At 44.1% G+C, this 19,669-nt stretch carries 17 protein-coding genes; 14 read left to right on the forward strand and 3 right to left on the reverse strand.

What is annotated here, in order from left to right; translation table 11 throughout:
- Positions 1–15: 15 nt before the first annotated feature.
- Together ACFSTG_RS00920 and metK are read right to left on the reverse strand one after the other, a co-directional pair.
- Positions 16–2,523, reverse strand: a complete 2,508-nt coding sequence (locus tag ACFSTG_RS00920; RefSeq protein WP_380747547.1) for a DUF3857 domain-containing protein — start codon at positions 2,521–2,523, stop codon at positions 16–18.
- 302 nt (positions 2,524–2,825) lie between these two features.
- Positions 2,826–4,085: a methionine adenosyltransferase gene (gene metK / locus ACFSTG_RS00925; RefSeq protein WP_380747549.1), complete on the reverse strand. Its 1,260-nt coding sequence runs from the start codon at positions 4,083–4,085 to the stop codon at positions 2,826–2,828.
- Positions 4,086–4,469: 384 nt separating this feature from the next.
- On the opposite strand from metK, the gene ACFSTG_RS00930 reads away from it, so the two are divergent.
- From ACFSTG_RS00930 to ACFSTG_RS00940, 3 genes are read left to right on the forward strand one after another with little or no spacing between them, the layout of a single operon-like run.
- Positions 4,470–4,895, forward strand: a complete 426-nt coding sequence (locus tag ACFSTG_RS00930; protein ID WP_380747550.1) for an OsmC family protein — start codon at positions 4,470–4,472, stop codon at positions 4,893–4,895.
- Positions 4,896–4,913: 18 nt separating this feature from the next.
- A complete protein-coding gene (locus ACFSTG_RS00935; protein WP_380747552.1) occupies positions 4,914–6,008 on the forward strand; it encodes an acyloxyacyl hydrolase in 1,095 nt (364 codons plus the stop codon).
- A 3-nt stretch (positions 6,009–6,011) separates the two neighbouring features.
- A complete protein-coding gene (locus ACFSTG_RS00940) occupies positions 6,012–6,785 on the forward strand; it encodes a head GIN domain-containing protein (RefSeq protein WP_380747553.1) in 774 nt (257 codons plus the stop codon).
- A 431-nt stretch (positions 6,786–7,216) separates the two neighbouring features.
- Here the strand turns inward: ACFSTG_RS00940 and gldA are convergent, their stop codons facing one another.
- Complete coding sequence (gene gldA / locus ACFSTG_RS00945; RefSeq protein ID WP_380747555.1) at positions 7,217–8,116, reverse strand: gliding motility-associated ABC transporter ATP-binding subunit GldA; 900 nt, start codon at positions 8,114–8,116, stop codon at positions 7,217–7,219.
- A gap of 302 nt (positions 8,117–8,418) precedes the next feature.
- Here gldA and ACFSTG_RS00950 point away from each other — a divergent pair, with 302 nt between their 5' ends.
- Genes ACFSTG_RS00950 through aroA form a run of 11 tightly spaced genes read left to right on the forward strand, consistent with a single transcriptional unit; the run spans position 8,419 to position 19,578 of the window.
- Positions 8,419–9,246, forward strand: coding sequence for a prephenate dehydratase (locus ACFSTG_RS00950; protein WP_380747556.1), 828 nt, complete (start codon positions 8,419–8,421; stop codon positions 9,244–9,246).
- Positions 9,243–10,391, forward strand: a complete 1,149-nt coding sequence (locus tag ACFSTG_RS00955; RefSeq protein WP_380747558.1) for a pyridoxal phosphate-dependent aminotransferase — start codon at positions 9,243–9,245, stop codon at positions 10,389–10,391. Before ACFSTG_RS00950 ends, ACFSTG_RS00955 begins: the two co-directional genes overlap by 4 nt.
- Positions 10,388–11,236 (forward strand): prephenate dehydrogenase, encoded by an 849-nt coding sequence (locus ACFSTG_RS00960; protein WP_380747559.1) that lies wholly within the window; start codon positions 10,388–10,390, stop codon positions 11,234–11,236. The genes ACFSTG_RS00955 and ACFSTG_RS00960 overlap by 4 nt, the downstream gene beginning before the upstream one ends.
- 5 nt (positions 11,237–11,241) lie before the next feature.
- Positions 11,242–12,324 (forward strand): chorismate mutase, encoded by a 1,083-nt coding sequence (locus ACFSTG_RS00965; protein ID WP_380747561.1) that lies wholly within the window; start codon positions 11,242–11,244, stop codon positions 12,322–12,324.
- Between the two features lie 17 nt (positions 12,325–12,341).
- The gene (gene rsgA / locus ACFSTG_RS00970; RefSeq protein ID WP_380747563.1) at positions 12,342–13,301 is read left to right on the forward strand and encodes a ribosome small subunit-dependent GTPase A; all 960 of its coding nucleotides are present in this window, start codon (positions 12,342–12,344) and stop codon (positions 13,299–13,301) included.
- Entirely contained in the window at positions 13,298–13,750 is a 453-nt protein-coding gene (dtd, locus tag ACFSTG_RS00975; RefSeq protein WP_380747565.1) for a D-aminoacyl-tRNA deacylase, read from the forward strand. The genes rsgA and dtd overlap by 4 nt, the downstream gene beginning before the upstream one ends.
- A gap of 59 nt (positions 13,751–13,809) precedes the next feature.
- Entirely contained in the window at positions 13,810–15,729 is a 1,920-nt protein-coding gene (locus ACFSTG_RS00980) for a DUF3857 domain-containing protein (protein ID WP_380747567.1), read from the forward strand.
- 28 nt (positions 15,730–15,757) lie between these two features.
- On the forward strand, positions 15,758–17,761 hold the full coding sequence (locus ACFSTG_RS00985) for a DUF3857 domain-containing protein (protein ID WP_380747569.1): 2,004 nt from the start codon (positions 15,758–15,760) through the stop codon (positions 17,759–17,761).
- 3 nt (positions 17,762–17,764) lie between these two features.
- Positions 17,765–18,091, forward strand: a complete 327-nt coding sequence (locus tag ACFSTG_RS00990) for a nucleotide pyrophosphohydrolase (protein WP_380747571.1) — start codon at positions 17,765–17,767, stop codon at positions 18,089–18,091.
- Positions 18,091–18,351 (forward strand): hypothetical protein, encoded by a 261-nt coding sequence (locus tag ACFSTG_RS00995; RefSeq protein WP_380747573.1) that lies wholly within the window; start codon positions 18,091–18,093, stop codon positions 18,349–18,351. Before ACFSTG_RS00990 ends, ACFSTG_RS00995 begins: the two co-directional genes overlap by 1 nt.
- A gap of 3 nt (positions 18,352–18,354) precedes the next feature.
- The gene (gene aroA, locus ACFSTG_RS01000) at positions 18,355–19,578 is read left to right on the forward strand and encodes a 3-phosphoshikimate 1-carboxyvinyltransferase (protein WP_380747575.1); all 1,224 of its coding nucleotides are present in this window, start codon (positions 18,355–18,357) and stop codon (positions 19,576–19,578) included.
- Positions 19,579–19,669: the final 91 nt, after the last annotated feature.

Here is a 19,669-nt window from a genome sequence, read left to right on the forward strand (position 1 = left end):
AGAAGTGGTAAAAGGTTAATCCATCACCGCAACAGGAACCTCTTCGGGAAAAATATTTTCTTCGGGCTCCACATCTTTCTTTCGGGTCCTGGTAAAGGTCTCTTCTACTCTTGTTGAGTAAAGAAGGTAAGGAATGAAGATCACGCAGCGAATTCCCATCTTTGAAAGCTCAAAATAAATGTCCTGTCTCTCGGGACCAGCAAAAGCTTCAGGATGTAAAGCGAAAGACGCAAAGGAAATAAGGGCTGAGAAGACAAAACTGCTTCCATAAAGAATGATCATCATCCTTGGCGCGATGGTTCGGCGTTTGAGAAAGAGCACCAGAACGAGTAGAGAAAAAACAAGAAGCACAGAATGAAGGGCCAATTCGGCACCGAGCAATAATCCCATAGTAATCGTGTCTGAAGAGGAGAAGAGGGATAACCATATAGAACTTGAAAAGTAATTTCCGCTCAACAGCTGACTAATAAAAACAAAAGGGGTAAAGAACAGTCCTATTCCTAAAAGGATCAGCCATCCTCCAATCTTGCGCTCATGCTTTGCCTTTACTTTGGTGGGAAGATCATAATTCTTGTAAATGATATAACTTAGGATACCAACACCAGCCATCAATAACAACATGAAAAGGACTGCCGTCCAGCTGGTAGAATTGGCCTCAGCCGCTCCCGCTACTCTTGAATTGTAGGTTAGAAAATAATGCAGATCTTCCTGCAGTTTGGTATGATCTGCAAGGAATTGTTTCACATCCTCGGCGGCCACATGATCTTTTAAAGCCTTATAGCGGTGGGTGATCTCCAGGGTTGCGTTTTTATATCTAATATCGAGATCCCAGTTGAAGTAGTCATTCTTTACACTCCTTTTTTCGTTATTTATATTCCAGGCCTTAGGAACATAAACCACCGTCTTATGAACAAAGTCCAGGCTATTATTCAGAAAGTAGGGCATTTTTCGGTCTGCAGCTTTCTCCGGGTAAAGAAAATCTTCCATGCTAAGGGGGTAGAACTGTGCCTGGATCACATCCCGGTTGCCCGCTGTTTTGGTCCAGAGGCTGTCAATGCGGTATTTCTCGAAAACCTTAAATTCATTCCTCTCCCTGTTGTCTTGAAAGCTCATTTGTCCCTCTGCCTTGATGCCCGGGTACAGCGAACTGTAAAAGGAGGTGAAATCTTTTTGTATGGACTGCAGACTTGTCCCCATGAAAGCTATTCTTCTGCTGTCTGCAGCGTCACCCCGATATATGGTTTCCACGATAAGATCTGCGCCTCCCCCAATGTCATCAAGCTCAAAAGTTTCGGTAATAGTTGAACTGGTAGTTTCATATTCAGGAAGAGGGGTTAGTCCTGTGGTTCCCGGTTTTAATACCAATCCATATTTGTAATCGGGGAAACTGATGTCTTCAAGCTCTCCACCTTGCTCACTGATTGTAGGGTCGATATATTTTACGCCTTTACTCCCCATGTCGATCTGCACTACACAATGATCAAAAGCATTTGGGGAAGGAAAACGCATAGTTAAATTTGGACCATTATAAGAATGTACCAACATAGGATAAGCATTGATCCCCTGGCTTTGCAAAATTTCACTCAGCAGAAAAGATTTGTCTTTGCAGTCACCGTATCGTCTTTGTAATACTTCGGAAGGCCCGCTTGGAATATGAGAATTGACCCCGCTCTCGAAGCCCAGGTAACGAACTTCATCCTGAACGAAACGGATGGCATTTTCGATGAACTCCTTATCGTTTTCTGAATTGGGGAGCAACTTTTTTACTTCATTTCCCAATTGATGCCGCTCTATTTCCCGGAGGGTAAAGGTGTTCACAAAAAGATCATTGACTTCCTCCCACGAATCAAACTGGGTAATCTCTACTGCCGGAGAATCTTCGTACCAGGACGGGGTATTATTCTCAAATTGTTTTGCCTTCAGCTCAAAGTCTTCCCAGGTGAATCGGGTAAATTCCGGGGTTTTATCTATTTCAGGATCTTTTGCGCCATATAATTGTTGGTAACGGAACTTTTCACCCTCAGGAACGGTGATAGACGTTCTGTGTTGATAAGCGTCAATATTGAACTCAAGCGTAAAATATTCCTGATAATTCCCGTGGTAAACAGGATTTGATCCTGCCAGGGTATAGGAATAGTCGATGATATCGTCTGCCCTGATGTCGGTGAGGTTTACAATGATCGTTAACCGACCATCATAGAGCTTACGCTCCATGTTTGTTTCCCTCTGCACAACCTGAATTTTCCCGGGATCGAACTTGTCAATGATCTTGCCCCCGCGAATGATATTAATATTGTGGATGTCAACTTTCTGATAAGCCGGATCGAAATTGATGGAAAGATCACTCATGTCCTGTACTCCGGAACTGTTGAGGATCTTATAAGTGAACCTTCGGTAAGATTGATCTGTACCCAGATTCTCCTGTTTGTCGGCAAGGAGGTAGTAAAATCCTGAAGCCTGATCATCGGGCAGAGCAGCATTGAGATTGGGTTGAGCTAACTGCACCCATGCAGGTTCCTGCACGTGTGAAACATTAACATGCTGTGCGGAAACAAACCCGATAAAAAAGAAAAAAAATAAAGTAAGAACAGAACGAAGAAAGAACATGAGGTCAAAACATGGTTGACTTCAAATTAACTTATTTTTAACAAAATATGCAACTTTTTGCTCAAATTAGCATAGACTCTGGTTTTTAATACCAACCGCCGAATTAAAGTACAATCTGATTCCGGAAAATATCCAAGCTGCAGAAACAAAAAACCCGAAGCTTAAACTCCGGGTTTTAATAATCTCAATACTCAATACTCAATACTCAATACTCACTACTAACTCAATCCAAACTCCTTCTTCACTGTATCCACGTAATCAAGTTCTTCCCAGGTAAACAGGTTTACCTGGATAGATTTCTTTCCGTTATATGGGCTTTCAAAGATCTTGGTCTCTGTTCGGGGGTCTTTCCCAAAGTGACCGTAAGCTGAGGTCTCCCTGTAAATAGGATTTCTGAGGCCAAGTCTTTCTTCTATAGCCGAAGGTCTCATGTCAAAGATCTCGAGTACTTTTTTGGCGATCTCACCGTTGCTCATTTCCACCTTTTTGGTGCCGTAGGTTTCAATAAGTAAAGAAGTAGGTTCGACAACACCAATGGCATAAGATACCTGGATCAAAACCTCATCTGCCACCCCGGCAGCTACCAGGTTCTTGGCGATGTGGCGTGCGGCATAGGCTGCAGACCGGTCCACTTTACTGGGATCTTTCCCCGAAAATGCGCCCCCGCCGTGAGCCCCTTTTCCACCGTAAGTGTCAACAATGATCTTTCTTCCGGTTAGGCCGGTATCTCCGTGAGGTCCTCCAATAACAAACTTCCCGGTGGGATTGATATGATATTTTATCTTGTCATTAAAAAGTTTCTGAACATATTCCGGCAGCTGTGCCTTCACTCGCGGAATAAGGATCTCTAAAATGTCTTTTTTTATCTTGCTCAGCATACGGTTATCATCCTCATCAAACTCGTCATGTTGGGTAGAAACCACAATAGAATCTATGCGTTGCGGGATGTTATCATCGCTGTATTCAATAGTTACCTGGCTTTTGGAATCTGGTCGCAGGTAAGGGATCTCGTCCTCTTCGCGACGCAGTTTTGCAAGTTCGATCAGGATCTTGTGAGAGATATCCAGTGCCAGTGGCATGTAATTAGAAGTTTCATTCGTGGCGTAACCAAACATCATTCCCTGGTCACCGGCTCCCTGTTCTTCCTTATTGCCACGGTCCACGCCCTGGTTGATGTCCTGGGATTGTTCGTGAATAAGAGAGATGACCCCACAGGAATCCCCGCTGAATTTGTAGGCGCCTTTGGTGTATCCAATATCGTTGATCACGTCACGGGCAATGGTTTGCACATCAAGATAGGTGTCGCTCTTAACTTCTCCTGCCAATACAACCTGTCCCGTAGTAACCAGCGTTTCGCAGGCTACCTTGGATTCCGGGTCAAAAGCAAGGAAATTATCTAAAAGAGTGTCACTAATCTGGTCGGCAACTTTATCTGGATGGCCTTCAGAAACACTTTCTGAAGTAAATAAATATGGCATGCTTCGTTGTTTTAAAAAATTAATTTCAGAAGAAATTCGACGTGAAGCGCTAGAGGAGTTTTCACTGCTTTAGCATTTTTAAGGGTTGCAATCAGTCAAATTTTTCCCTGGTAAATATTCAGCAGCAAATGTATAAAAAATGATCCAACCTCTGCTTTTTTTGAAGGTTTTTAATTAGTTGGGCGCTCCGTCTTGCCGCCGGCAAGGCGGCAGGCTTTCGCGGCTCGCTTCCCGTGGCTGTAAGGCCAAGGGAGAGCTCAGACAACCGCTCTATCCTTAGCGCAAATTCTGGGATGACAAGAAAGACCCTTTTCAGAATGCCGTTTTCAGAAGCTCCTCACCAGTTCCTGCCGATTTATGTAAATTAGCTGAAAATTTTTACACATGAAGATCCAGCTTAAAAGACTAAATAACGACTATCATTTTGAGACCGTGAACGAGCGCGGTGACGTGGTACATCTCGATAATAAAAGCGAACCCAACCCACAGGGAGCGAGCCCAATGGAATTGTTGCTTATGGGAATAGCCGGCTGCAGCGGGATAGACATCGTCATGATCCTTAAAAAACAACAGCTGGAAATGACAGGTTTTGAGATGGAGGTTGAGGGAGCCCGCGTGGAAGGCGCAATCCCCAATGTTTTCACGGGTATTCACCTCAAAATTTTTATTGACGGTGACATTCCGGCAAATAAAGCCACACGTGCCGTCGACCTTTCTCTTGAAAAATACTGTTCTGTGGCTAAAATGCTGGAGAAAACAGCTACCATCACCTCAGAGGTCATCCTTAACGGGAAGCCGGTAAATAATTAAGTCCCGTTTTAATCCCCCATGAGGAAAATCCTTGTTTGTGCCCTGTTACTTTCCGGGAATTGGCTATTTGGCCAGACCGGGCAAAATTTTTCTGTAGAAGCCAATTATTTCTACGGAAACATCTGGGAGCACAACCCGAATATTTCCCATTTGATAACGGCCCATCCTGAAGGAGTTCTGTTGCACTTCAACCGTAAAACCTACGGACTGCAGGCGTGGGAACGACGGTATAATTATCCGAATGTTGGATTTTCGCTCTCATACCAGGATCTCAAGAATGAGTATTTGGGAGAAAATTTTGGGGCGTATGCGCACCTGGGGTTCTATTTTCTTAAGCGCCACCTTTTGTTAAAGGTAGGGCAGGGGCTGGCCTATACCACCCATCCCTACGACCCTGATGATAACTACCGCAACAATGCCTACGGCTCCCGTATTTTAAGCTCCACCATCTTCACAGGAAACTTCCAGTTTGAGAACATTATTGGCGGACTTGGGTTCCAGACAGGTTTGTCGCTGGTGCATTATTCAAATGCCGATTTTAAATCCCCTAACAGCAGTACGAATACACTGGCATTCTGTGCGGGTTTGAACTATCAGTTCGATCACGACCGGGAGGTGGTTTACGTTCCAAAAGACCCGAAAATATCCTTTTCGGAACCTGTTGGGTTCAACCTCATGCTAAGGAGCGGTGTCAACACCACGGGAGTCATAGGTTCCAAAACCTATCCTTTTTTAACCTTTACCGCTTATGCTGATAAACCGCTTAATCCTAAAAGCACTTTGCAGGCGGGAACTGAATTCTTTTTATCACGTGCCATGGAGGAATATATTTATTATCGTTCAGTAGCCTTCCCACATGGAGAAACCACCGGGGAGGAAGATTCCAAAAGAGCCGGGATATTTTTAGGGCACCAGTTGATCTTCAGGAAATTATCTTTGATCACCCAACTGGGGTATTATATATATTTCCCCTATGAACACTACGCAGATAGAATATATAATCGTCTGGGACTGCAAAGGGAGATCTATAAAGACCTTTTTGGTGCTATCACTGTGAGGTCTCACGGTGCGAATGCCGAAGCGGTTGAATTCTCAATAGGCTATAAATTCTGATCTATGGACAGGGCAAAAACTTTATTCATTCAAACCTGCGGCTTCCTGTTCACGCTGTTGCTGTTTACAGGGTGCGACACAGAAGATGCTCCGGGTTGTTTTAAAGTTGCGGGAGAGATCGTGCAGCAGGAAGTGGAGCTTGATGCCTTTAATGAGATCATTGTTTATGACAGGATCAACCTGTTCATTGAACAAGGGCATGAGCAGAAAGTTATGGTGGAAACAGGACAAAATCTTATGGATGGAATAAGTGCAGACGTGGAGAACGGCCGTCTCAGCCTGAAGAATAAAAACCAGTGCAATCTTTTTCGTGACTATAATATTACCAATGTTTACGTCACCATCCCTGATCTTACCTGGCTTCAAAATGCCGGGAATACCGTTATAGAAAGTGTGGGGGAATTGCATTTTGAGAACATCTGGCTGCGAAGCCTCAACCAGGAAGAGGTGAAGGGGGTCTATACCAACGGTGACTTTAGGCTTCACCTTATTTCAAAATCTGTTAGGGTGACCGGGGATGATTTTTCCAATTTCTTCCTTTCCGGAACTACAGATCATCTAAACCTTTATATCGCTGCGGGAGACGGCAGGGTAGAAGCACATGATCTTGTTGCCGGCACAGTAGAAATTCAGCACCGGGGAACGAACAAGCTCTTTGTGAATCCGTTGCAGGTGTTAAAGGGGGAAATACGAAGTACCGGGGACGTGATCTCTGTAAACCGACCACCGGTGGTAAAGATCGAAACTTTTTACACCGGGAGATTGATCTTTGAATAAACACCGTCCCATAATCCAGCGAAGTCAAACCTAACAGGTTTTTGAAACCTGTTAGGTTTAGTGAACCAGGGCGTTGTTTCAACATCGAGTCCCAGATCATGAACCCTTTAAGATGGCACAGACTTTCAATTCGTGACGAATCGTTGTTGAGTTCTCATTCCATCCCGGTCACTTTTCCATTTAAACCTGCAAGGTCTTTTTTGGACCTTGTAGGTTTTCAATGCATTACTCATCCCACCCCGGTCCTCCGTGAGGGAGGGAGAAATGTCCAGTTGAATTTTGTTTATTCTGATTTTTAGGAAAAAGGAGCACAAACCTAACAGGTTTTCGAAACCTGTTAGGTTTAGTCAAACCCTACATATCCAGAAGGGAATAGTAATTTCGATTTAACCTGCAAGGTTTTGAAAACCTTGCAGGTCTTGGAGAGGAAATCACTTCTCCAGGGTCATCTCCGAAAATAAATTCTCGAGATTTTTATTTTTCCGGTTAAGCTGCAGCGTTTTGAGTCCGTTATCATGGGCGAAATCAAATACTACAGATCTCATATCTTTTTGGGTATCGAAGACTAGTTCATAGACAAATCCGCCCGTATTCTTTATTTCCAGGAGGTGTGGCAGTCTTTTGAGGGCTATTTCCTCAATGCGGTAATCAAATTCCACTTCGAGGATCTGTACCTGCTCATCGCGCAGATCGGCCAGTTTTTTATCGGCTACAATCTTACCTTTGCTGATGATGATCACCCGTTCGCACAGCGCTTCCACCTCCCGCATGATATGGGTAGAGAGAAAAATGGTCTTGGTCTTTCCGGTTTCCCGTATAAGATCACGAATTTCTACCAGTTGATTGGGATCAAGTCCCGTGGTAGGTTCATCGAGAATAAGCACCTCCGGGTCATGTAGCAGGGCATTGGCGAGTCCAACCCGCTGACGGTAACCTTTGGAAAGCTGTTCGATCTTTTTGTTGGCTTCGGGTAATAAACCTGTCTGCAGTATTACCTCTTCGATCCTGCTATTGGGAATCTTGTATATTGAGGAGCTAAAGGCCAGGTATTCCCTGACAAACATATCTGTATAGAGAGGATTGTGTTCGGGAAGATAACCGGTACTTTTTTGAGCCTTCAGCAGATCCTGGTTCAGGGAAAAGCCGTTCACAAAGGCTTCCCCCGAAGAAGGTTCCATATACCCGGTAAGGATCTTCATCAAGGTAGATTTTCCGGCGCCGTTAGGACCCAAAAAACCCACGATCTCTCCTGTTTTAATGGAAAAAGTGATCTCATTAAGGGCTTTTTGCTCCCCGTAATACTTTGAGATCTTATTTACCTGTATGGACATAGCAGCTTTTTTTCAAAAGTAAACCAACTTTTTTAAAAGGAAGAATATTTTGAAGGTATAACTCCGCACCCCGTTAAATAGCGAAATCGATGTCGTTAATTTTTCAGGAAAAAATATCGACTTCTAAAAATATGTGCTACATTAGCCTTTCACAAAAGATGAAAATGAACAATTTATTTATCTGGAACGCCTGGTATTACTTTTATTTCTATAACAGAGATAGGATCGGGAGTGCCGTATAATTAAATCAATATTATAACTGAAATCCCGATGTAAGCATCGGGATTTTTTTTTGCCAAAAAATGGAAGAAAAAATCGCCATACAGGGAATAAAGGGATCCTTCCACCACCAGGTGGCCCGGGAATATTTTGGGAGAGAAGTACCGGTGGATGAATGCCAGTCCTTCAGGGAGGTGGTGGACAGTTTGTTGGCCAGCAGATCAATAAGTGCTGTGATGGCCATTGAAAATTCCACGGCAGGTACCATACTTCCCAATTATGCGCTTATCGATGAGAACAACCTGCAGATCAAAGGAGAGCATTACATTCCCATTTTCATGAACCTTATGGCGCTCCCGGGGCAGAAGATCACAGATATTAAAAAGGTGTATTCTCATCCCATGGCCCTTTTGCAATGCCGGTCATTTTTTAACGACTACCCGCATTTAGAGCTGGTGGAAGATACCGATACTGCTATGGTTGCAAAACGGATAAGGCAACAAAATCTTCCCGGGGTTGCAGCTTTGGCCAGTAAAGCAGCTGCCAGGATTTATGATTTGGAGATCATCAAAGAGGGGATTCAGACCATGAAGAGCAATTCAACCCGGTTTTTAGTGCTTTCCTCAAAAAACGCTACTTCGGTCGTGGCAGGAGCGAACAAAGCTTCCCTAAAGCTGGTGCTGGAAAACAGGAAAGGGAGCCTGGTGAGCGTGCTGAACATCCTACGGGATTTTGATCTTGATATGACCAAGATCCAGAGTGTTCCCGTGGTAAATGTACCCTGGAAATATGCATTTTTCATAGATATTTTGTTCCAGGACGAGGAGGAATTGCGTAAGGTGATTGGAATACTTTCAGAATTGACAGAAGAGTTAAAGGTATTAGGAATTTATAAAAACGGCTTATTATGATCGCACAGGCCAGCAGATTGAACCATGTTGAAGAGTATTACTTTTCAACCAAATTAAAGGAAGTGAAGGCGTTACAGGATTCCGGTAAGCCCATAATTAACCTCGGAGTGGGAAGTCCTGACCTGCCGCCACCGCCACAGGTAATGTTGGCATTGCAACAGGCCCTGCTCAATCCTGATGCGCACCAATATCAGCCCTATCGGGGAACTGCAGATTTCCGAAGAGCTATAGGGGAATTCTATCAAAATTTCTATGAGGTAACACTCAATACCGAAAATGAGATTCTGCCCCTCATGGGGAGTAAAGAAGGGATTACCCATATCTCCATGGCATTTTTAAATGACGGGGACGAGGTGCTTATTCCAAATCCCGGATATCCCACCTACGAGGCTGTGAGTCGTTTGGTGGGAGCTAAATCTGTCATGTATGATCTCAGTGAAGATACCGGCTGGTTGCCCGATTTTGAAGAACTGGAGAAAAAAGACCTGCGCAGGGTAAAGCTCATGTGGGTGAATTATCCCAATATGCCTACCGGTGCTGCTGCAAAAAAGGATCTTTTTGAAAGACTCATCACCTTCGGGAAAAAGCACAGTATCCTTATTGTAAATGATAACCCATACAGTTTTATTCTCAATGAAGAGCCTCAAAGTATCCTGAAGTATTCTGATAATATGGAGGGGGTGATGGAGCTCAACTCCCTGAGTAAAAGCTTTAATATGTCTGGCTGGCGAATAGGCATGCTATGCGGTAGTGAACAACTCATCAATTCGGTTTTAAAAGTAAAAACCAACATGGACAGCGGCATGTTCTTACCTCTGCAGGCAGGAGCTGCAATGGCATTAAGGCTTCCGCAGGAATGGTTCAGCGATCAAAACAAAATCTACTTAAGAAGGAAAGAAGAGGTCCTTAAACTGGCCTCGATCCTGGGATGTAGCTTTTCTGAAGATCAAACCGGCATGTTCCTGTGGTGTCGTGTACCCACCGGGACCACTTCTGAAACTTTTGTAGATCATCTTTTGCAGCAGTATCATATTTTTGCTGCCCCGGGATTTATTTTTGGGAGCCAGGGGGAAGGATACATCAGGTTTTCCCTTTGCGCTACAGAAGAAAATATCAGTAAAGCCTGTAAAAGATTAAAAGCATGAAGGTCCAGATCATAGGTTTAGGTTTAATTGGAGGTTCCTTTGCCCTGGCATTGAGGAAAGCCAGCCCCGGAGTTGAGATCCTGGGAAGCGATGTAAATGAAGATCACCTTCAAAAAGCACAGAACCTGAAGCTCATTGACCGCCCGGCCGGCCTTGACGAAGTGGAGAATGCAGATGTGGTGATCATTGCCGTGCCGGTAGATGTGGCTAAAAAAGTGGCCATTGAGGTACTTGATCATGTGGGTATCAACACCCTTGTTTTTGACGCAGGTTCAACAAAGACCGGTTTGTGTGAAAGTATAGCTGCACATCCTAATAGGCGCAATTTCCTGGCCGCCCACCCAATTGCCGGAACCGAATTTTCGGGTCCTGCAGCAGCGGTAGAGGATCTTTTTTGCAATAAGACGAATATTATCTGTGAAGTAGAAAAGACCGCTTTCAAACTGCAGGAAAGGGCTCTGGAGATCTTTCAGAAGCTGGGGATGCGCATTAGGTATATGGATCCAAAAGCACACGACCGGCACATCGCCTATGTTTCCCACCTTTCACACATAAGCTCATTCATGCTGGGCAAAACGGTCCTGGAGAAAGAAAGGAATGAAAAGGATATTTTTGACCTGGCCGGCAGCGGATTTGCTTCAACCGTAAGGCTCGCGAAAAGTTCACCTGCCATGTGGACCCCTATTTTTCAGCAGAACAAAGACAATATCCTGGAGACTTTGGAGGAATATATTAACAATCTTACTAAATTCAAGAGTCTTATAGAAAATGACAATTTTAATGAGGTTTTTCTGGAAATGGAGAGAACGAACCACATAAAAAAAATATTAAACGGCATAAATTGACATAAATGGAAAATAAAAAAGAACTAGGAACCTGGTTGGATAATTTTGGATTGGACCATCCTCTTGTGATCGCAGGACCCTGCAGTGCTGAAACTGAGGAGCAGGTATTGAAGATCGCGCACCAGTTGAAAGATACAGATGCTACAGTATTGAGAGCCGGGATCTGGAAGCCCAGAACCCGACCCGGGAATTTCGAAGGCGTAGGTGCTTTGGGGCTTAAGTGGCTTCAAAAGGCGAAGGAAGAGACCGGAATGCTGACCACCACTGAAGTTGCCAACCCTAACCATGTGGACCTTGCCCTTAAACATGATATCGATATCCTTTGGATAGGGGCAAGAACCACAGTTTCGCCCTTTATTATTCAGGAGATTGCAGATGCCTTAAAAGGTACCGAGAAGGTGGTCCTGGTAAAAAACCCTGTAAATCCAGATCTTTCATTATGGCTGGGAGCGGTGGAAAGGTTCTACACCAGTGACATCAAAAACCTGGGAGTGATACACCGCGGATTTTCGACCTACGAGAAAACTACCTACAGAAATAATCCCGAATGGCAGATCCCCATCGACCTGCAGACAAGGTTTCCAGACCTGCCTTTGATCCTGGACCCTTCTCACATTGCCGGGAACAGGACCTCTATCTTTGACCTCTGTCAAACGGCACTGGACTTAAATTACGACGGACTCATGGTGGAAACCCATCACGACCCCGATAATGCCTGGAGCGATGCGGCACAGCAAATAACTCCGGCTACCCTGGTGCAGATGATGAAAGACCTTAAGATAAGGAAGGAGATCTCAGAAAGTGAAGAGTTCCAGACGAAATTGCTTAGCCTCAGGGCGATGATAGACATTGCCGACACCCAGCTGCTGGATGTGCTTTCCAGAAGAATGAAGGTCGCAGACGAAATTGGAAAAGCAAAGAAATCTCAGAATGTGGCTATACTTCAAAACCAGAGATGGACAGAAATACTGGAGAAGATGATAAAGGAAGGGGAGCAGAACGGTCTTAGTGAAGAGTTTATCCTGAAGATCTTTAAAGCGATACACCAGGAATCGATAAACCATCAGAAAAAAGTAATTAGCGAATAATTTCGCATTTTTGCAGTATGACAGGAACTGTATATAAATCTACCGGAAGCTGGTACTACGTGAAATCTGATGACGGCCACTTTTACAACTGCCGCATAAAAGGCAAGTTCAGGATAAAGGGCATTAAGAGTACCAATCCGGTAGCAGTGGGTGACAGGGTAGAATTCAAGCTCGAGAAATCTCAGGAAGGGGAGGAAGAAATAGGAGTCATCAGCGAAATCAAACCCCGGGATAATTATATTATCAGAAGGTCTGTTAACCTGTCAAAGCAAACTCATATCATTGCCTCCAATATAGACCAGGCATTTCTTTTGATTACCCTGAATAATCCGCCTACTTTCACCACTTTTATTGACCGTTTTCTGGTAACGGCAGAAGCTTATAGAATCAAGGCAATATTGCTCTTCAATAAAATCGACACCTATAATGAGGATGAACTTTCAGAGGTAAAATACCTGGCTGCCATGTATCGCCAGATAGGTTACCAGTGCATAGGAATCTCTGCCAAGACGGGGAAGAATGTAGAGCAGGTAAGGGAGCTTATGAAAGGAAAAACCAGCATGATCTCGGGGCATAGCGGTACCGGAAAATCCACGCTTGTCAATGTTATTGAACCATCTCTTGATCTCAAGACTACCAAGATCTCTGAGCAGCACAGGCAGGGACAGCATACCACGACCTTTGCTGAAATGTTCGATCTGGAATTCGGGGCACGTATAATAGACACCCCCGGGATCAAAGGTTTTGGGGTAGTAGACATCGAAAAAGAGGAGCTGGGGGATTATTTCCCGGAGTTCTTCGCATTAAAACAACATTGCAAGTTCCATAATTGCCTCCACCTGGATGAACCAAAATGTGCGGTAAAAGATGCGCTTGATGCGGGGAAGATTCCGTGGTCTCGATATAAAAGTTATCTGCAGATCCTTAAAGGGGAAGAAGATCAGCATTACCGAATTGATAATTACGAACAGGAATGAAAGCAGTAGTGCAGCGGGTTTCCCGGGCTTCAGTAACTATTGAGGGAAAAGTGCATTCCGAAATAAGATCGGGCCTTCTCATCCTGTTGGGAATAGAAGAGGAAGATACTCAGGAAGACATTGACTGGTTAAGTGCCAAGATCGCTAAGATGCGCATCTTTAATGATAGCAATGGAGTGATGAATGAATCCCTTATTCAAATTGACGGGGATGCTATCGTGGTGAGCCAGTTCACCCTTCATGCCAGTACCAAAAAAGGAAACCGGCCCAGCTACATCAAAGCTGCCAGGCCTGAGACCGCTATTCCGCTCTATGAAAAGTTCCTGCTGAAACTCGAATCTGAACTGGGAAAAAAAGTGGGAAGCGGAGAATTTGGTGCAGACATGAAAGTTTCCCTCCTCAATGACGGACCAGTCACAATCATAATAGATTCTAAAGAAAGATGTTAAAAGATGTTAAAAATAACTATTAGTTATTATATTAGCGAAATTACCATACCTATTTCGCAATGCAACGATTTTTGCTCCCTCTCCTCCTCTGCTTCCTAAGCACCGGAACTTTCGCCCAGGAAATACAATATCACAGCAGTTTAATCTCCCCCGAATTACAGGAACACGCCAATGCCGTGGTGAGGGAAGAGAACATAAAGATCACCATAGAAAGTGTTGATAAGATGCGCATCATGACCCGTAAAGTGGTCACCATCTTTAACAAACACGGCGACAGGTATGGCTTCGCAGGAGATTACTACAGTGATAACGTAAAAATAAAGAATCAATTTGCCGCAATTTACGATGCCAACGGGAACGAGATCAAAAAGGTAAAGCAAAAGCATTTTAGTGACCGTAGCGCCATAGATTCAGGCACTCTTTACAGCGACACAAGGATAAGTTATTTTGAATATACCCCTCAGGGATACCCGTATACACTGGTGTACGAGAGTGAGATCGAGAAAGAGAATACCATTTTCGTTAATGACTGGAGACCGGTAAGGGGTTATCATGTTAGTGTACAAAACTCCACCTATATTTTAGAGAATCCCGCGGGAATAGGGGTAAGGTTCAAGGAAGAAAATCTGGAAGACCTGCATGTGGAAAAAAATAATAGCGACTTCGCCCTTGAATACCAACTTAAAGATTTCCCTGCCTATAATTATGAAAGCCTGAGCCCTTCTATTGAGAAATTCGCCCCGGGCCTGCAGGTGGCTCTTAACCGTTTTTCGCTGGTAGGAGTAGAGGGCGAGGGAGCCTCCTGGAAAGACTTCGGAAAGTGGCAATATGATAACCTGCTTGCAGGACGTAACCTTTTACCGGAATCAACCATTAGTAAGGTGAGGGAGCTTACCGCAGGTGTCAATACCAATGTTGAGAAAGCCAGGATCATTTATGAATACGTGCAGGAAAATTCACGTTATATAAGTGTGCAGCTTGGAATTGGCGGATGGGAACCAATGGCTGCAGCAGAAGTTGATAAACTTAAATACGGGGATTGTAAAGGTCTTACCAATTACACCAAAGCCCTGTTGGACTCGCAGAAAATACCGTCTTACTATGCCGTGGTCTATGCAGGGGAAGAGAAAAAAGATATTGATGCCGATTTCACCTCTATGCAGGGAAACCACGTGATCTTAAACCTGCCACAGGAAGAGGGGGAAGACGTATGGCTGGAATGCACTAGCCAGACACACCCTTTCAACTACCTTGGGGATTTCACAGACGATCGCAATGTACTACTGGTAAAACCTGAAGGCGGTGAAATAGTGAAGACCAGAAACTATACGGCACAGGAAAACCTCAGGGAAAGTAATATCCTGGTAAACCTGGATGAGAACGGCACTTTTTCGGCCAAGGTGTTACGAAAGAGCCGCGGGATCCCATACGGAGATATTTATCCCATTACTACCGTGCCCGAAAAGAACCAGATGCTTTATTACCAGAAGAGCTGGGGCCATCTGAAGAACCTGAACATTGATGAGATGAAATTCGTAAATGACCGGGAGAAACAGGAATTTACCGAAGAACTGGTGCTTACGGGTAAAAGGTTTTCTTCCAAAGCCGGTGACAGGCTTTTGCTTCCGCTACATTTTTTGAGTCCGCGATATTATACCCTTCCGCGCAGGGAGAGCAGGAAACTTCCGCTCGAAATAAGCAGAGGTCGTACAGACAAAGATACTTTCAGATTCGTACTTCCGCAGGGATTTGAAACCGAATCAATTCCGAAGAGTGGAAAGACAGAAAGTGAATTTGGAAGTTTTGAAGTTCTTTTTTCCCTTAAAGAATCAGATGAACAAACCATTATAGAAGTTGCCCGCACTTATATACTTAACGAAGGAGTATGGCCCGCCGAATCCCATGATGATTTCAGGTCATTTATGAGCAGTATACAAGCCCTGGGTAACCAGAAAGCAGTAATCATTCAATCCCGTTAATTCTCCAAACCAATTAAATATTTCACCCATGCAAAAGATCTTTTTTATCGTGCTCTGCCTGTCGTTTCACTTGGGAGCCGAAGCCCAGGACTTTAAGTTCGGGAAAGTATCCATAGAAGAAGTTGAAGAAAAAGTCCATCCCAAAGACGAAGAGGCAAATGCTGCCGTATTGTTCAGGGAACAAAATGTCTATTACGAATACAGTGAATCTACAGGATTCACCCTTATTACCGATGTACATGAGAGGGTAAAGATCTATAACAAGGATGGATTCGACTGGGCAACTGAAGAGATCATTCTTTCTAAGAATGGGAATGATAAAGAGAAGGTAAGCTCCATTAAAGCTTTTACCTACAATGTAGAGAACGGAAAACTCACCAGTGAAAAACTTAAAAAGAACGGGATCTTTGAAGAAGAGGTAAGTAATTACCGAGATAAGACAAAACTCACCATGCCCGCCGTGACTGAAGGAAGTGTGATAGAATATCAGTACAGCATTCGTTCCCCTTTCCTTACTTCAATTGATGTTACGCCACTGCAATACACTGTACCCATCAACAGGTTGGAAACAGAACTTATCATTCCGGAGTTCTTCGGATTTAAAAAATATTTCAATACAAAATCCCCTATCTCTGTACCTGTACAGGAAACTAAGAAATCCTTTACCCATAGGACCACCCAAAGCAGCCGAAGATTGAGGGGGAGTACCATGAATTCCTCAATGCTTGAATTCCTTCAGAATGTTTATACCATAGCTGCAGATGATATTCCGGCACTTAAAAATGAAGAATATGTGGATTACCTGCATAATTACGCTGCCTTTATCAAATGGGAATTGATGTACACCAAATTTCCCAATTCCACTATAGAGAACTATTCTCAGGACTGGGAAGGAGTAACAAAAAGTATTTATAATGATGTGGGACTTAAAAAGGATGTGACCAGAAAAGGCTTCTTTGAAGATGATGTAGATACCCGGCTGGCTGGAGTGACCTCTCCTCACAAGAAGGCAAAATTGATCTATGCTCTTGTGAAAGAAAAAGTGAAATGGAATGAATATAACGGTTTCACCTCAGAGAATGGTGGCAGGTCTGCCTACAAGAAAGGCGAAGGCAATGTGGGGGACATCAATCTCTTGTTAACTTCTATGCTGAACTATGCAGGACTCAAAGCGAGCCCTGTACTGGTAAGCACCAAAAGCAACGGGATCCCTGTATTTCCAACCAGGAACGGATTCAATTATGTCATCACTGCTATTGAATTTCCCAATGAACTCATTTTACTTGACGCGACAGATAAGAATGCGGCTTTTGGAGAATTACCTGCAAGAGCAAGGAACTGGCAGGGGAGGATCATCAGGGAAGACAACAGTTCAGATTGGGTTAGTCTTATCCCTTCAAAACAGTCTGAAGAGATCAGGACACTTAATTTCAAATTGGGTGACGACCTGGTATTGAGAGGGAAATCCATTAATATTCATCGCGGACTTTTCGCTAAATCATACCGGGAAAAATACTCTGCTCTAAATGAGGAGAGCTACCTGGAGAACCTTGAGAAAGACAAGGGAAATATTAAGATAGATGGGGTGCAGCAGGAAAATCTTTCAAAGGTGGAAGAGGATGTTAGGGTAACCTATGAATTTGAACTGGAGCAGGGAGTAGACCTCATCAATGACAAGGTTTACCTCAGGCCGATGATGTTCAATGCCCTGAAAGAAAACCCTTTTAAAGCCAATGAAAGGTCCTATCCTGTTTTCTTTGATTTCCCAATGATGAAGACCAATACGGTGAACATAATGATCCCTGAAGGTTATGAGGTAGAATCTGCGCCCCAAAGTATGGCAATCACCATCAATGATGGGGAAGGAAACTTCAGGTTCATCGTGACCCAAAACAGGAATTTTTTAAGGATAGAATCTGTATTTGACTTAAAGAACATTGTTTACATTCCCGAACATTATAATGCCCTGAAGGAATTTTACGCACTTATGGTGGAAAAAGAAACAGAAGCCATAGTTTTGCGGAAAATCTAGCACATGGATATTCAAAATGCACAGGCTGCCGTTGATGAGTGGATAAAAGAACATGGGGTTCGTTACTTCAACGAATTGACCAACATGGCCCAGCTTACCGAAGAAGTAGGGGAAGTTGCCCGAATCATTGCCCGCCGCTACGGAGAGCAGAGTGAGAAGGAAAGCGACAAAGTGAAAGATCTTGGGGAGGAACTGGCAGATGTGGTCTTTGTAGTGCTTTGCCTGGCGAATCAAACCGGGATCAACCTGCAGGAGGCATTTGATAAAAAACTAGACCTCAAGACCAAAAGAGATAAGGACAGACACCGGAACAACGAAAAATTAAAGTAATGCGAATTCTCGAAAATTTTAAAAATCCCGATTTTTGGGTGAAAGTTTTACAACTGGCAACCGTCTTTTTTGTGATCTTTGTAGGGATCTCCCTGATCCTGTCACATTTCAGGCAAATATTTGCAGGGGATTTTGCCGCTATCTATGAAGAGGAGTGGGCAGACGGCAAGTGGGTCAATTATTTCTTGATCAAGGCGGCCATTAGTCTGGTCTACGCGATCTATATGACCAGCAGGCGTAAAAATTTTCAGCGACAGTAGAGCATGAACCTTAAAATTTTAGGAGAAACAGGGGTTGTTAAAGGCCATTTAAAGATCACCGGTTCGAAAAGCGAATCTAACCGCCTGCTTATTCTGCAGGCTCTTTTTTCTGAAATAAAGATCCATAACCTTTCCAACAGCGACGATACCCAGGTGCTGCAAAAAGCCCTGGCATCATCAGATGAGGTAATAGATATTCACCATGCCGGGACCGCCATGCGGTTCCTTACCGCATATTTTGCGATCAGGGAAGGCCGGGAAGTGGTATTGACAGGGAGTGAGCGCATGAAGGAAAGACCTATAAGCATTCTGGTAGATGCTTTGCGGCAGTTGGGAGCAGAGATCGACTATGTCAATCAAAAGGGATTTCCTCCCCTTAGGATCAAAGGAAAAAAACTTACCCACAATGAGGTCATGGTAGATTCTAATGTGAGTAGCCAGTATATCTCGGCACTTATGCTCATAGGCAGTTCCCTTCCCGGTGGGCTGCAGATACATCTCCATGGAAAAATAACCTCCACCCCTTATATTGAAATGACCCTGAAGATCATGAAGGAGTGTGGCATCACCGGCACTTTTGAAGGAGACAGGATCATGATCGAGCCTGCCAAGAAAGTGAAACCCGTTACTGTTGAGGTAGAGTCAGACTGGAGTTCAGCTTCCTATTTTTACAGCATGGTGGCCCTTAGCAAGGAGGCAAAGATCAGTCTGTCCAGTTACCGGAAAGAAAGTTACCAGGGAGACAAAGCGGTCGCAGGGATCTATAAACCCCTGGGGGTGCAAACTACTTATGAAGACGGTAAAATTACCCTCTCAAAAACAAATTTCAAGAAACCCAGGCTGCTGGAACTTGACCTCTGTGGTTCACCCGACCTTGCTCAAACCATCGCCGTTACCTGTTTTGGGCTTGGTATCAATTGTGAGCTCACCGGCTTACGCACTTTAAGGATCAAGGAAACTGACCGTCTCCAGGCACTTCAGAACGAAATTGAGAAGCTGGGAGGCAGGGTGGAGATCACTATAGATTCTTTGCGGCTATCTCCGGTATCCAATCCTTATCACGGCATAAAGATCGACACCTATAACGACCATCGCATGGCTCTTGCTTTTGCACCCCTGGCTCTAAAATTTCCATTGGAAATTGCCGATGCAGAAGTAGTTTCCAAGTCCTTTCCCGGATTTTGGAATTCCCTTAGGGATCTTGGTTTTTCAGTAGAAGAATTTTAAAAACGCTGAGGAATTTTTACTAATGCCCTTCTGCAAGCCGCGCGGATTGAGGTTTTCGTTAAATAAACCGCCAATTACTTGACAACGCCTA

The sequence above is a fragment of the Salinimicrobium flavum genome (genome assembly GCF_042684505.1).
GTDB classification, from domain to species: Bacteria; Bacteroidota; Bacteroidia; order Flavobacteriales; family Flavobacteriaceae; genus Salinimicrobium; species Salinimicrobium flavum.